Source organism: Acinetobacter brisouii CIP 110357, from assembly GCF_000488275.1.
Taxonomy (GTDB): domain Bacteria; phylum Pseudomonadota; class Gammaproteobacteria; order Pseudomonadales; family Moraxellaceae; genus Acinetobacter; species Acinetobacter brisouii.
In genome coordinates this window covers 51420-65033 of record NZ_KI530765.1, presented here as the reverse complement: position 1 = coordinate 65033, position 13614 = coordinate 51420, and the positions used below count along the sequence as shown (strand labels likewise).

General features: G+C 41.4%; 15 protein-coding genes. 9 read left to right on the top strand and 6 right to left on the bottom strand.

Features of this window, described 5'->3' with window-relative positions:
- Positions 1-263 precede the first annotated feature (263 nt).
- Together P255_RS15290 and P255_RS14245 are read left to right on the top strand one after the other, a co-directional pair.
- Entirely contained in the window at positions 264-434 is a 171-nt protein-coding gene (locus P255_RS15290; RefSeq protein WP_004898474.1) for a YhfG family protein, read from the top strand.
- A gap of 10 nt (positions 435-444) precedes the next feature.
- Positions 445-1041, top strand: coding sequence for a putative adenosine monophosphate-protein transferase Fic (locus tag P255_RS14245; protein WP_004898470.1), 597 nt, complete (start codon positions 445-447; stop codon positions 1039-1041).
- Positions 1042-1941: 900 nt separating this feature from the next.
- Here P255_RS14245 and P255_RS14240 read toward each other — a convergent pair.
- The gene (locus P255_RS14240) at positions 1942-2169 is read right to left on the bottom strand and encodes a helix-turn-helix domain-containing protein (protein WP_004898466.1); all 228 of its coding nucleotides are present in this window, start codon (positions 2167-2169) and stop codon (positions 1942-1944) included.
- A gap of 197 nt (positions 2170-2366) precedes the next feature.
- On the opposite strand from P255_RS14240, the gene P255_RS14235 reads away from it, so the two are divergent.
- Positions 2367-2621 carry a hypothetical protein gene (locus tag P255_RS14235; protein WP_004898462.1) on the top strand — a complete coding sequence of 85 codons (255 nt, stop codon included), beginning with the start codon at positions 2367-2369 and terminating at the stop codon, positions 2619-2621.
- A 20-nt stretch (positions 2622-2641) separates the two neighbouring features.
- Here the strand turns inward: P255_RS14235 and P255_RS14230 are convergent, their stop codons facing one another.
- Together P255_RS14230 and P255_RS14225 are read right to left on the bottom strand one after the other, a co-directional pair.
- Positions 2642-5455: a relaxase/mobilization nuclease domain-containing protein gene (locus P255_RS14230; protein WP_004898459.1), complete on the bottom strand. Its 2814-nt coding sequence runs from the start codon at positions 5453-5455 to the stop codon at positions 2642-2644.
- A complete protein-coding gene (locus tag P255_RS14225; protein WP_004898456.1) occupies positions 5452-5766 on the bottom strand; it encodes a plasmid mobilization protein in 315 nt (104 codons plus the stop codon). The genes P255_RS14230 and P255_RS14225 overlap by 4 nt, the downstream gene beginning before the upstream one ends.
- A 627-nt stretch (positions 5767-6393) precedes the next feature.
- Between P255_RS14225 and P255_RS14220 the strand changes: the two genes are divergently transcribed.
- Positions 6394-6585: a type II toxin -antitoxin system TacA 1-like antitoxin gene (locus tag P255_RS14220; protein WP_004898452.1), complete on the top strand. Its 192-nt coding sequence runs from the start codon at positions 6394-6396 to the stop codon at positions 6583-6585.
- A 34-nt stretch (positions 6586-6619) separates the two neighbouring features.
- Here P255_RS14220 and P255_RS14215 read toward each other — a convergent pair whose 3' ends face one another.
- Entirely contained in the window at positions 6620-6976 is a 357-nt protein-coding gene (locus P255_RS14215) for a hypothetical protein (protein ID WP_004898450.1), read from the bottom strand.
- Positions 6977-8013: 1037 nt separating this feature from the next.
- Between P255_RS14215 and P255_RS14210 the strand changes: the two genes are divergently transcribed.
- Positions 8014-8232, top strand: coding sequence for an antitoxin (locus P255_RS14210; protein ID WP_004898449.1), 219 nt, complete (start codon positions 8014-8016; stop codon positions 8230-8232).
- A 154-nt stretch (positions 8233-8386) separates the two neighbouring features.
- Here the strand turns inward: P255_RS14210 and P255_RS14205 are convergent, their stop codons facing one another.
- A complete protein-coding gene (locus P255_RS14205) occupies positions 8387-8689 on the bottom strand; it encodes a hypothetical protein (protein ID WP_004898445.1) in 303 nt (100 codons plus the stop codon).
- A 239-nt stretch (positions 8690-8928) separates the two neighbouring features.
- Complete coding sequence (locus P255_RS14200; protein WP_004898441.1) at positions 8929-9174, bottom strand: hypothetical protein; 246 nt, start codon at positions 9172-9174, stop codon at positions 8929-8931.
- A gap of 156 nt (positions 9175-9330) precedes the next feature.
- Here P255_RS14200 and P255_RS14195 point away from each other — a divergent pair, with 156 nt between their 5' ends.
- The 4 genes from P255_RS14195 (at position 9331) to P255_RS14180 (ending at position 13614) form a co-directional block, all read left to right on the top strand.
- Complete coding sequence (locus P255_RS14195) at positions 9331-9555, top strand: hypothetical protein (RefSeq protein WP_004898439.1); 225 nt, start codon at positions 9331-9333, stop codon at positions 9553-9555.
- A gap of 77 nt (positions 9556-9632) precedes the next feature.
- Positions 9633-9824, top strand: a complete 192-nt coding sequence (locus P255_RS14190; RefSeq protein ID WP_004898437.1) for a hypothetical protein — start codon at positions 9633-9635, stop codon at positions 9822-9824.
- A gap of 232 nt (positions 9825-10056) precedes the next feature.
- Positions 10057-12903 carry a UvrD-helicase domain-containing protein gene (locus P255_RS14185; protein WP_004898436.1) on the top strand — a complete coding sequence of 949 codons (2847 nt, stop codon included), beginning with the start codon at positions 10057-10059 and terminating at the stop codon, positions 12901-12903.
- A 342-nt stretch (positions 12904-13245) separates the two neighbouring features.
- On the top strand, positions 13246-13614 hold the full coding sequence (locus P255_RS14180; protein ID WP_004898433.1) for a hypothetical protein: 369 nt from the start codon (positions 13246-13248) through the stop codon (positions 13612-13614).

Below are 13614 nucleotides of genomic sequence, written 5' to 3'. Positions count from 1 at the left end.
TGATATAGGGCTTGAAAGCATTGCTAGATAAGCCTTTCAGACTGCCTAAAAGCATTAAAAGAATTTAAAAATAATTAAAAATAGAGCTTTCCTGTGGATAACTTTTGTTTTTTATGTTGTTTAGCAATTAAACAAGGAATTTATAGTTATATAAACTTTATCCATTTAATAATCTAAGTGTTAGCATGAATCTATGTGATAACACCTTTATGCTATACTTAACCAATACCAATATATCGTTTCTTTTCACAAGGAGTAGTTTAATGTTAGTGACCACTGAACAGAAAAAAAAATACATTCAGGCAACTCGTCTTAAAAACTATCAAGCTAGTCTCAAATTAGAAGGCTTAAAAAGTTCTACGACTTCAGAAGCTTTAACCAAAACTCAGATTTTGCAGAAATATCAACAGAATCCTCAACTAACAGAGTCGTAATCCTTATATTATGGATAAATATGGTGAAGTAGGGGATAGCTTATATTGCTATTCTGGGACTAACATCTTACGTAATCAATTCCAAATTCAGGATGAAGCGATTCTGCAACAGGCCGAGTTAGAGCTCACTCAGCATGCCAGTATGCAGATTGAGTATGAAGAACCTCCCTATGATCTGAATTATCTTAAAAAAATTCATGCAGTTTTATTTTCAGACCTCTATGTTTGGGCAGGTGAGCTCAGGCAAGTGGATATCGCTAAAGGGGATACCCGTTTTTGTACTTTTAGACGGATTGAAATTGAAGCCAATAAGCTTTTTGCTCAGCTACAACAACAGCAATATTTTCAGCATCAGCCTTTTGAGCAGTTGATTGAGAGTATTGCAGATCTGTATTGTGAGTTGAATGTGATTCATCCATTCCGTGAAGGTAACGGTCGAACACAGCGAATTTTCTTTGAGCATCTCTTGGCATTTTGTGGTTATGGTGTGGACTGGTCACAGATCCAGTCGCAGCATCAGTGGGTACAAGCTAATATTGAAGGTTACTATGGGCACTTAGAAGGCTTAATTAACATCTTTAAAGCTTGTATTCTGATTCCAAAATAAAAAGAATAATGAGGATCTAAGCCAGTAAATTCGCATAAGAATATTCAAGCTAGTATGTAAATATTTAATCATCTAAAGCGCTCAACTTTTCAACAGTCCCACCAGCCGTCGGGCAAGCCCTTTGGGCTGATGGTGAACGTTGAAAGAGTTTCGGCAATACTCACCCTAAGAGCCAGCAAAAATTGCCTGCTCTTAAAGTATTGCCGAATGCCAATTTCGGGCTGACGGAGCCACGCATCGGTCGTATCTGCAGTAGGTAATTGTGCTTTCCTACATAGGCTGAGATTACGATTCACACACCGCATCGACACGTTCCCAAACCAACTGAACTAACCATCTCCGCAAGGGTTTCCCCAATATACGATTTAAGCCAAGTATTCAGCTACTCATCACGTTGTTGCTTTGTCGATATACCCTAGTAGCAACTCTTGCTCTAAATGCCTTAGAACAATCGCTGTGGTGCGCTAGCGTCGCTTAATCCTTCCACCCACACCACATCAGGTCGCGTAAAATTTTTTTAAAAATTAGCGATTTTCTGACAGGTGGAGCGTATCAAAAAAAAAATTTTGACCTTTCGATTGATGTGGTTTTTAGGCGTTTTCATCAAAAAAATTTGTAAATCACACTTAAACAGTGATTTTTTACTATTTTTGATGAAATTATGAGCATATATCTTCGCACGTAGCAGCAGATTGCTGCGGACGATTTCTGTGATTGCGAAATTTATGTCGGGATCTAAGCTGGATGAAGCGGGGATGGCGTAACAACATCGTGAACGATCAATCTAAGGGTTGGGATTGATCTTTTAAAGCAGTATAGCGCCATTAGGCATTGAGGCGTGTTGAATGACACCAAGGCAATTAGTGGGTATCTATGTGGATCTTGCAGGGAAGGATCAAATCAGGCTGATTCGGTATCATTCTCTTCATCGCTATATTCAAACAGCTCATTCATGCTGCAATTAAAGAACTTACACAGTTTATCTGCAACTGGTAGTTCAATTCTGACGGCACGATCGTAGTACATGCTGGTCAATGTATTCCGGTTAATTCCTGTGGCATTGGCTACATCACTCAACTTTAAAATCTTACGATCGCCCATCAGGCTAGATAACTTACAATGAATCATATTGTTTTCTAAAATATAAAAATAACCTACTGCAAGTTATTTTTTATTGCAATGCAATTAATACTTTGGTAATTTATAACCTACAGCAGGTTATATCTACCTTTTACAAGTATTATTTCCTCGTTACACAGTAATTATAACTTGTAATCCAGGGCGATAGAACCCGAGACAACATCAATTGCAAAAAAGGTTTTATCATGATGACACCCCATGAATTATGGATTAGCCCGGAAGCCAGGTCTTTAGGCTATCAATTGATCAGAGAACTGAACGTGGCGATGGGCTTCGGTATGGCCAGTTATCTGGACGTCAATCACTGTTATAACAATCATGAAGCCATCCTGGTCAGGCTGGACCATTTGTTGGCCGTCCAGCCTGAAGTCAATACGCCTGATTCAGTGAAAAGGGCTCTTTTAAGACATTTTCCTGAATCTTCTTATGTCTTAGCCTAAGTTAGAAACTTAGACTTTTTCTATAAATCAAAGTCATGACCATATGCGCTTTTCTGAGATGTGGGGTTAGGGCGCTGTTGTGGTTCAAGCGGTGGTGTTGAATCCTGTTGAGGTCGATTTGTCTGGCGATCATGTCCTGTAACCCCAGCTGCTGACGGCTGGGCCGGAACCTCCGATTGCGCTTGTCGCTGTTCGAGATGTTCTTCCCGGATCACGGGAATTTGATACTGGCGTGCAATCGCTTCCACCTGTGCCTTGAATTGCTCGTTGCCAGAAATCATGACTTCCCCATATCGCGCATGGGCCAGAAATAGGGCATCACGGACATGAACCTCCAGCGGACTGACGACGGTAATATATGCCTGATGCGTGTTTTCAATAAAGGCGGTCTGATTGAGCTCACGGTCGATATAAAACTGATGCTCAAACTGACAGATGATTTTATATCGGTCTTTAGGAAAGTGCGGTAGGGATTTCACTTCAGCATCGATGCGTTGACATGCACCGAACGAATTTGAAGTTGAACTGATCTCAGAAACTTCGAGGAACTGTTGCTGCAGCCGTGATTTGCGACGCTGGAATGATAATTCTTGCATCACCTCATTTAAAAAATCCGGATCTCTCTCGGGTAACACAATCTCTTCAATCACGAGTTTCGAACCACCTTGCGGCTTTGGCTTGTTGATGATTTTGGCTGTTTTTCGTTTTAATAAATTGTATTCAAGTTTTAATGCGACCTGCCAAACCAAATCAAGATCCTGTGCATTAAAATATTGCCGGTTCTGCGCGATGGGCTGGGTGCAGAGCACGCTTTTTAAGCGCAGCATCAAATTGTTGCGATCCGGCGCCTGCAAGTTGAAATTAAAAAATTCATCGCTGTATTCTTTCAGGTTCCGCTCCAGTCGATCGCTATTCACATGGCAGCAGCTGAGTAGCAAATTGGCTTTGAAAATCGCGGTCTGCAGATTGTGATGTTGCTGAAAGTGCTGATACAGCTGATCAAAAAACACCTCAAGATCAGAGGATGAGATCTGCTCCAGTCGCGGCAGTTCATGCTGTGGGTTAGGATCTTCAATCTGGTGATCCCGATGCTGCAGGGCAATCTGCGCCTGTTGTTTAAATGATGATTCTCCAGAAAATTCAATTGAAGTATCAGCATTCAGCAATTTCAGGCATTGCTGAATTCGCGGTATGGAATACTGGCTAAACATCTGGATGCCGTACTGGTTCATCACCGCAATTGGTTCATGTTTAAGCTGCTCGTCATAGATCAGCTGGGCTTGACGGCATTTGGGATTCGGTGCATGAATAAAATTGGCAGACTGACGCTGATCCAGCAGAAACTGCTGCGCAATAACCAGTGGATGTTCCCGATCAAGATGCGAGATAAAATCCGCGTAGGAGGTGATCTGTGCCGAATTTATCTTTGGTGATGAAAAGAGCAGTTGTCCCATCCCATCCTTGACTAACTTGGCCGTCAATTGCTGGTGACTCAGTGCATACTGGGTCCGTCTATCCGATCGATCATTTTTCTGCTGGAGAGCGTGCTGATCATCCAGCGTGGCTTCAATCTGATCTAAGGCCATGTTTGGTGATTGCTGTTGCTGCTGTTTAATCTGTAGATCTCTTTCAAAAAATTGATAATCTTCATGATTCTGCTTGATTTCAGCCGCAGCCTGTTTGTGCAGGTCGGTAATTTGATCTTTCTGCATTTTCAGGGTGAGATAGACATTGTGCAATTCTGCGACCAGATAATCTTGAGATTGAAATAAATGAAATGGATGGATCTTCGTCTTGCTGGACGGAGACGTTACTCGGGACTGAACTTCCTGATCCGGGACGGCTTGGGGACGGATTCCCTCGGCTGCGGTCTGATATGGCCCCCAGTGATGCTGCAGCTGGGGCAGGGTAGCTTGCTTCTGACAAAACAAGGACGCTTTAAATGTGATCTGTTCAGTGAAAGTCTTTAACTGAAAAATGGCGCCATTACGTTTTTTTTCAAACGTCAGACCTTTTTCCGCTAACGCCTGATGCCAGTCCTGCCAAGAGTTGGCGCGACGCAAAATATTCTGCACAGAAGATTCAACATACTGCTGATAGCTTTTTGCAAAGTGAATCTCCTGCTGTAACGTGCTCGGTTGTTGATGTCGGTAAGCCCGATCCAGAATGGGTGCAGGAAGTTTCTCTGCATCCGAGATTTTCATGTATGCAGGATTGCTTTCTACTGTTTGAGTGCGTCGATTATAAACAAACATCGGATTGGGTTCGGAGCTCCAGCCCTGCGTGGCTTCAATTTCTGCAGCACTGCGGTGCAGTGCATTGAGGATCCAGCCGTCACCGAGATTGACGCATTTGTGCTGCTGATGCTGATTTTTTTCAAAAGGATGAATCTTGTTGATCACAACATGATAATGCGCATTATCTGTATCGAGATGCATTGCATACTGCACTTGCAGCGCTTTAGCATTTAAATGCCGGAGCAGAATATCGATCTGCTCTTCGATTTGCTGAATTGTTGGAACTTCAAATTTTTTAAAACTCGCCACAAGGTGCACGATCGGGTCTTCTACACGACGATTTAAACTCGCGGTTTGCAGCATTTCGATTTTTTGCTGCTCAGGATCATCATCCAGAAAATTCCTTGAGCTGGCATAAACACATTTTTCAAGCAGCGCATCCTCATTCCATGCAGGCTGAGATGCAAATGGCTGACGGATATAGTTGCTCAAATTTTTGGCACGGGTATTTTCGGGATTTTGAATATAGTTTAATAGTCCATTGACGCGTTGTTTCAATGACGTGGAGCGAGTGTTTGCGATCAGCTTTAAGATCATGCGAGATGCACTCCTTGACTCAACTTACGCACGATCAGTTTAAGCTCCTCGATCAGTGCTTCAAGATCCGTTGCATGATCCGCCCGTTCAGCTGCGGAGAGACAATTATCGTGCTGTAAAATGTGTTTGAGCTGCAAAGCAATCATGCGAAGCTCTTGAACCTGTGCCAGCTCTACATGTGCTGATGGCTTCTGGTTGAATAACTGATGCCGAATCACTTCTGACTGATTTAGCTCCAGCTGCTGACACAGTTCAGCCAGTTGTCGATGTTCTGCATCGCTGAGTCGAATCAGAATTTGTTTATTGCGCATGCAATGCTCCGTGTTTTTTTTAAGTGTTTATAAAGTTTTAGACCCAGCATCAGTGAGTTCGAATGAGGAGCAGATGTCAGCAATAGCGATCCATTGCCGCATCATGTCGTTGTCTCTATGCCTCAGTTTCAGTGTACAAATGAGGATCAGCAAAAAGCCAGAAAACGGGAAAAAAGTGAGGTTTTTCGGTTTATTTTATTGATGCTTTTTTAGAGATATCGTCCGAACTATGAACGAGAGGCCGTCAGAGTTTTATGACCTTGTAGGTAAAATCAAGGCTAAAAAACCAAAGTCATGCAATTGGGAGATAGAACCATGCAGCTGGGCCATCAGGCATCGATTGCATTTGAATGATTCAAATTTTTTATTGGGACGGCACCCGTTTGAGTTGAGTGACGGGAAGGTATAACCTTCGATACCGAACATTCTATCCACTAGGGTACAGTTGCCTGTTGTATAATCGATCATCTTCAAGATCGAATGGCCAAAGTGTTGATTGGTGATATAACCAGTCCACAGAAAATCACATCAGTTGTAGCATTGATCATATATAAATGAGGCACAAGCGCTAGATTCATTGAATAACACCGTATTCAAAGCACAATAAAATAACAAGGAGCATTGCCGATGAATCAACATCAGCAAGCCTGTGGGCAAGAGCATCAACAGGCCAGTGAAACTGCAGCATTGACCGAACAGGTACAGATTCAACTCAGTGATGCTGAGTTTGAACATTTGCAGCAGCTGGTGAATACCCCACCAAAGGTTTCGGAGCGCTTAACACAAGCCGCGCAGCTGCTAGATCAGGACGGCTTTTAACATCACAATATTGCGATGAATACTGAAACATCAATTACTGCATGTTAAGAAAGGCCAGAATATTCTTCATCCCGTCCAGACTCTTCATTTGTTCAACTGGAATGCCGTTGCTTACCTGATTTCGTGTATGTATAAACTGTTGCATCCAGACCGCATCACCACCCGTCATGGCAAATAAACGTTTAAAAATCTGCACCAGAAACATCGCCCTTTGTCCGGTTTCCGTGTGTGGATCTAACTCGGGTAGTGCTTCTAGCTGGGCCATGCTTAAAGGATCTAGACCCAGTATCTCTGCGAGCTGAACGTGGGTAAGATTTAACTGGGTGGTAACATTCATCACTGCTTTTGCCAAAACTCGTTGTTGTTCTGCGGTTGCTTCCAATCGATTCATGACATCTCTCCGGTGCTGGGTTCATGTTCATTCCCTGAATATGAATGTGAACATCAAAAAATGTAGATTTATTTTTTTCGATCAGGCTGTCTAATTTACAGTGCTTAAAACCTTAGATGCTATGTCCATTATAAACTCTAGAATATCGTGAATGCAGATATCTTGTCTAAGTCTAAACAGTTGGCTTAGGCGTTGTTTGGCTCGTTATTGGATTCTTCTATTCTGTTGTGAATAAAGCATGATCCAATGATTGGAAAATACGAAATGAAAAAAGCCCTAACTTCCTGTTGGGGCTTTTTTCATTTCAACGGTCATCCCTCACGATCCTGATGCGAGAACTTATTATTTTTGTTTGCTGTTCCGAAACATCCTGTTCCTCGATGAATCCAGAAGAAGAAATTTGACCAAGTTTGAACGTGGGGCATTATCCCCTTATTTGTACGTTATTGCTTACAAATGAATGTGTAACAAAAACGGGTTGAACGTGTAACAAAGCGGAAAAAGTTCATTTGAATGTGTAACAAAACGGGGTTGAATGTGTAACAAAGCTCGAAAACACCCCCTTTGAACGTGTAACAAAGATCAAAAAATAATCATTTGAACGTGTAACGAAGTACTAAAAACCCTCGATTTGAACGTGTAACGAAGTCCCAAAAACTTACAGGATGGAACAATGTATATCACATTGTTCAAGTCTATAAAATCTCGAGCTCGCTCACGCTCGGTCTCAATTTTTACCCGCTCAAAATCTGGAGAAAACAGCAAAAAATCACCTCTTTTCTGTTAATAAAGAAGCCGAATTAGACGACTGAAAGCGATTTTTTAGGTCAGATTCCATCTCGAGGATCTCAAATAATGCATTCACTGAAACTGATATGAATCGTCAACCGGTCCCGTTTTTTATGTGAATTGAATCTGAAGACTCTATTTTTTCTCATCATGTAACTTCTCGATGACAACAAATTCTTCAGATAAAATGGTCTAGTTTGATGGTGATATATCAGTGTGACTGATCTCATCGTCATCCGGAGGTCAAAATGAAAGTGACTAAAATTCTGAAAATTGGTCGACGTCAAACGGTCAGGCTGCCTGAATCATTCCGCTTTAATTACCATCCGGACGCAATTAAACAATTTGGCCATGATGTCCAACTCCCCCCGATCGAAAATCCATGGGGAATAATGCAAGAAGCAGTGAATGAGTTTGAAGCCGGATTTCAAATGAAACGAGAAGAGCAAGGGAAGCAGCGACGTTAGTTTTTGGAGGGCCAAAAGCACTACTCGCTATCCAAAAAGTTGGGAATCGGAACGATGCTATCCAACTGGATCAGCCGCGGCATTAATCCGCGTTGTAGATGCTTATCCGAATCATATTCAAGCAAATGGGAGCTAATAACATAGCTCCCATTTCTTATTGGACATGTTCTTTATAGTATTGGTTTTTACGTTTGGAATTGTGCTTCCAGCTCTTAGCAACGTCATAGACATACGCTGGTAAGTCATCCCAAATATAAGGTAAGCCCGTGCCACGTGCTACACGAAATTTAAGTGGATAGTCTTTATATTCAATGCGATGCATAAAATAAAAACTACGCTCTTGGTGGGTGCTAAATTTCTTAAATCTAGAACTTCTGACATTGGGATAAATTTCCCTGAAGTAGTCATGACGCGTACTCTGTATGGCTTTCCGATACTGATATTTCAGTTTTTTCATTTTTCCTCCTAGGTCACATTACCTAGAAGGGATCCTCTGAAAAGTAATTCATGCTTTTAAAATCCTTTAAAAATATATAAGAAGAGCTTAAAGAATTTTTTAAACTTTTAAAACTGATTTTTAAAATGCGAAGCTACGGCTATACCTCATCATTTTCATGTTTAGAACTCAATCATTCCTCTTTGATCGCATTCACTCGGAGATCAAATGCTAAAAAAGAGGAACGACCGTTTAGAAAATTAATCCTCAAAGTTGAAGAAATTCTCAGGGAAACAAGAGATGAAGGCTTTTCGAATATCGCTATATTCACCCTCTGGATTTTCTTCCAGATAACGTCGAGTCCAAATCAGGGTGGCTTCATAATCATTAAAGCTCTGGTCAAGTTGTAAAAAAAGCCAAAGTTCATGTGCTTTTTGAATGAAAAAGTCATTCATGATCATAAGGGCAATTTTCTTTTCATTGATTGAGTTAGGATATGAGTACATAGGACATTTCTCCGATAGAGATGAATAAATAGGTTTATTGGATAAAACCATTTATAACACATAAATATATGTGTTAGACACATATATTTATGTGTTTTTATGTAAATATCACCCTATGCTATAATCCTGCAACACAATTTCTATAAATTTAATCAAATGCCATATAGTGAATTCCAACGTCTTATCGGTAAAGCAGGCCTTTCAATTAAGGAGTTTGCTGCATTATTAGATATGAAGCCCAATTCGATTACGAATTACAGTAAACAAGGTGTGGTTCCTATGCATATTGCTGTAATTGTTGCATTGATTTCGACGATGAAAGATGAGGGATTAGATTTCTATCCAGTTTTTGAAAAAATTAAGTCATATTCACCAGAATAAAAGACTCATTCTTTAAGTACTGTAAGCTGTTGAGTGGATATTTTTTCTTTTTATCAATTTTCATAAAGGCTTGTATTATGGCTATAGAAAACCATTTGAATCGTCGTAATAGCACTGAACTTAGAGATGTTAAAGGGGTAAACTATGATATTGAAAAAATTAAAAAAGGTTTAACTTCTGGGATTATTGATGTACCTAAACATCAAAGCGTTGAGGAAACAGCGATCTGGCTATCTGAAATGCTAGAAGAAAGAAAGATTAAAGCGTAGATGGCTATATGGCTTTAGAATTTTGGCGGCTATTCAGCTCTCTTTTTTATTGAAGAACCATGAAATATTCAGTGTATACCCCATGAAATAGCCTGAATTAAGACGACTAAAACGATATTTCTAGGATAAATATAGTAGTAATCTAAATCTTAATGAAACCAGATTTACCTAGCACTGTTCTTAATTAGAGCTGTGCTAGGTTCTTGTGTATTGATGCTCTTTAGGTAAAAGTGTGACCCGTAAAATTATTCGAACCAGTTTTTTGGGCAAGTTATTTAGCCCAATCCGTCAGATGATTGTGACAACAGACTACATTGAAGTTCAGTATAAGAATCAAGACACACGCCAATTTCCATATCAACAGAGTCAAGGTATTGCCCAGCTTCAACAGGGTTTCTGGGGATCTAGATTTTCATGGCATGTTGCAGAGCAGTTTTTAGATTATTCCATGCTGAATCAGGCAGATTTAAATGGTTGTTTTGAGGGCATTGTCCAGGCAAGTCAGGTAGCGCTCAATCAGAATCTCACTCAAGCCCTGAACGGTTTTCAAACGCTGGCACAACAACAGTATTTACGTGAATCCAGTCTCGCGACGCTAAAGACAACACTGGTTCCATTACTGCAGAATTACCTGACGGCTCAGACTGTTTGGCAAAAACAGCTTGATCCAGAAATGCTGCAGAAATTAGATCAGATGCTGACCTACCTGCCTTTAGATCAAGGCAAGTCTGTTCTCCGTCAGGAATACGAACAACAACAGTTACAGCAGCGCCACAGCTTTTTTGAGCAGATTGAGTCTAATCCACTGACTGAGCAACAACGTCTGGCAGTCATTCGCAATGACGATCGTAATCTGGTTCTGGCTGCGGCCGGAACAGGAAAGACCTCGGTGATGGTGGCAAAGGCCCTAGATTTGATTGATTCCGACTTAGCCCATCAGCATGAGATTTTAATCCTGGCATATAACAATGCAGCAGCCAAAGAATTGCGAGAGCGCTTAGAAAAGCGCAGTCTAAGTTGTGGTCTTGCCGCAGAGGATTGTCCTGAAGTGATGACCTTCCATGCTTTAGGACGCAGTATTCTGCAGCAACAAAAAATCCCCACCCATTTATCAGTTTTTACAGAAGATCCGACCAAATTAGAAATCTGGATGACCGAATGGCTGAGTCACTATATCCAGTCTGATCCAGATGGGCTGAGCCGCTTTATTGAATTAAGTTACCAGCCGGTCAATGCCTTCGATTTTAAAACGAAAGCGGAATATGATCGTTATGTGCGTGATCATGAATATCGTACCTTGCAAGGTGAACGGGTACGCGGTTATCAGGAACTGCTGATTGCCAACTGGTTATTTCTGCATGGCATTGCCTATCAGTATGAAGCGCCTTATATCACCAAGCGACGAATTGAACTGGGCTTCGACTATCGCCCAGACTTTTACTTAAGCGATGCAGATGTTTATCTGGAACACTTTGGCATTGATCGTCAAGGTAAAACCCGACCGGATATCCCATCACAAGAATACAATGCCATTATTCGCAAGAAACGGGAATTACATCAAAGCTGTGGCACCACTTTATTAGAAACCTATCACTATGACTGGACCGAGAATCGGCTTGAACAGCGATTAGCGCAATTGATGCAGCAACAGCAGATTCCAGTGATTCAGAAATCGGCTCAGGAAATTTTTGAGGTGCTGAATCAGGCTGGCATGATCAGTAGCACCGCCAAGCGCTACGTCAAGAGTTTGGCTGCGATTCGAGTGGAACGCTTAGACCGCACGGCCATTCTACAACGCCTTCAGCAGCAAGGTATCGCATTTGCTGAACGTTATGCCAAGCTGCTGGATCAAATCCATCAAGCCTACTGCCAGAAATTACAAGATGATCACAGCATTGATTTTGATGACATGATTCTGCAGGCCACAGACCTGATTCGCCCCGATGCTTTTTGCCCACCATGGACCCATATTCTGGTAGATGAGTTCCAGGATATTTCCATGGCTCGGATGCAACTGTTGCAGGCATTAATCCGACAAGGTCCATCCCCGATTTTAACCGTGGTAGGCGATGACTGGCAGTCAATTTATCGCTTCTCAGGTGGAAAACTGGAACTCACCACACGATTTGCCGATCTGGTGGGTCCCCATTCCCTGACCAAACTGGAAAAGACCTATCGCTATAACAACAGTATTGCCTTAACTGCAGGCAAGTTTGTGATGCAAAATCCAGAGCAGTATCAGAAAAATGTGGTCACAGCCACACAGGTTGAACAATCAGCCGTGTATTTGCTGGATAGTCATGCTCAGCATCAAACATTGGAAGGTCAGGTTATTGAACTGATTCGAGCAATCAGACAGGAGAATGCCACGGCATCGATTGCCGTCCTGGCACGCTATCGCTATTTGTTGAATAACGTCAAAGACCAAGTACGATCAACATACGCCAATATTGCTTACTGGACTTTCCATGGTTCTAAAGGTCTGGAAGCAGACTACTGTATCTTGATTGGATTTTCTCAGGGAAAAACCGGTTTTCCCAACCAGAATAAAGAAGATGCGGTTGTGGATGCCTTGCTTCCGTCGCTGGATCGCTATCCACATTCTGAAGAACGACGGCTATTGTATGTTGCAATCACCCGGGCCAAACACAAGTGCTATATTCTGGCTGATTCAAGAGCACCTTCGGAATTCATTACCGAACTCCTTGCACCCAAATATCAACTGAATATCCTGTCTGAAAGTTTTGCCAGTGAAGATCGCCAAATCTTTAAGTGCCCAGTCTGTACTGACGGCTACTTCAAGATGGCAGATGGCCAGTTTGGGGAATTCTATCGCTGTAGCTCAGGCAGTATCTGCCGGTCTAAACCGAGAGTATGTGAACAATGTGGCTCACCTAGCCTAGACCAGCAAGAGCATAGCATTTGTCAAAATCCAAATTGTCGAAAAGAAATCAGGATCTGTGATCAATGTGGCCGACCGATGCGATTACGTACCGGGCATTATGGAAAGTTCTGGGGATGTTCCGGTTATGGTATTCCACATGACCAATGTAAGAATAAGAAGAAGTTTATGGCTTAAGGATAAAACTCATCTCTAGCCCCCTGAGCTTGCAACATTGAGCATTCTGGCCCTTTTGATAGCCTGATTGCCTTGGTGAATTTTTCTCTAACGCTGTACGCCATATCTCACACGGATAGGGGACAATGTCCCCTATTCAAGCTTGATCAAATTTCTTATTCTGAACTCATCAAGGAACAGGATGTTCCGGAATATCAAACAAAAATAATAAGTTCTCGCATCAGGATCGTGAGGGATGACAGGAGTTGACCCTAAGACGCAAATACGGAAAAAGCCCCAACAGGATGTTGGGGCTTTTTTCATTTCATATCAGAGATTTTATTAACTTTAGGAAAAATAGAAATGTTTATAGATTCCTTAATGAGTTTTCTGCAAAAAATAAATGCTGAATCTGAACTTGAAGAATGGTATTTATCTAATTTCATTGATGAATTTGTTTGTAAGTTATCCCCACCTGATGCTTTTGAAATGTCTTCATATGTTATAGAGGTGATTAAAAATGATTCGAAATTTAGCTATACATATGAATTATTAACGATTTTATTAGCACTTCAACGGCAGTCTAATACAGCACAGATCCCTGTTAATCTGATCAATGAGCCCCAATTTCTTAATGAAATTATTGAAAATAGTTCAGAGGAGTATGTTCAATATTTGGTTGATGAATTAGCTAAAAACTATAAAATAAATTCAAAAACTTATAATCACTGA

Excerpts from the sequence above, each read along its gene's own strand:
- P255_RS14245 (WP_004898470.1), top strand. The coding sequence starts at position 445 with ATGGATAAATATGGTGAAGTAGGGGATAGCTTATATTGCTATTCTGGG.
- P255_RS14220 (WP_004898452.1), top strand. The coding sequence starts at position 6,394 with ATGAATCAACATCAGCAAGCCTGTGGGCAAGAGCATCAACAGGCCAGT.
- P255_RS14200 (WP_004898441.1), bottom strand. The coding sequence starts at position 9,174 with ATGTACTCATATCCTAACTCAATCAATGAAAAGAAAATTGCCCTTATG.
- P255_RS15290 (WP_004898474.1), top strand. The coding sequence starts at position 264 with ATGTTAGTGACCACTGAACAGAAAAAAAAATACATTCAGGCAACTCGT.
- P255_RS14215 (WP_004898450.1), bottom strand. The coding sequence starts at position 6,976 with ATGAATCGATTGGAAGCAACCGCAGAACAACAACGAGTTTTGGCAAAA.
- P255_RS14205 (WP_004898445.1), bottom strand. The coding sequence starts at position 8,689 with ATGAAAAAACTGAAATATCAGTATCGGAAAGCCATACAGAGTACGCGT.
- P255_RS14210 (WP_004898449.1), top strand. The coding sequence starts at position 8,014 with ATGAAAGTGACTAAAATTCTGAAAATTGGTCGACGTCAAACGGTCAGG.
- P255_RS14190 (WP_004898437.1), top strand. The coding sequence starts at position 9,633 with ATGGCTATAGAAAACCATTTGAATCGTCGTAATAGCACTGAACTTAGA.
- P255_RS14180 (WP_004898433.1), top strand. The coding sequence starts at position 13,246 with ATGTTTATAGATTCCTTAATGAGTTTTCTGCAAAAAATAAATGCTGAA.
- P255_RS14225 (WP_004898456.1), bottom strand. The coding sequence starts at position 5,766 with ATGCGCAATAAACAAATTCTGATTCGACTCAGCGATGCAGAACATCGA.
- P255_RS14240 (WP_004898466.1), bottom strand. The coding sequence starts at position 2,169 with ATGATTCATTGTAAGTTATCTAGCCTGATGGGCGATCGTAAGATTTTA.
- P255_RS14235 (WP_004898462.1), top strand. The coding sequence starts at position 2,367 with ATGATGACACCCCATGAATTATGGATTAGCCCGGAAGCCAGGTCTTTA.
- P255_RS14230 (WP_004898459.1), bottom strand. The coding sequence starts at position 5,455 with ATGATCTTAAAGCTGATCGCAAACACTCGCTCCACGTCATTGAAACAA.
- P255_RS14195 (WP_004898439.1), top strand. The coding sequence starts at position 9,331 with ATGCCATATAGTGAATTCCAACGTCTTATCGGTAAAGCAGGCCTTTCA.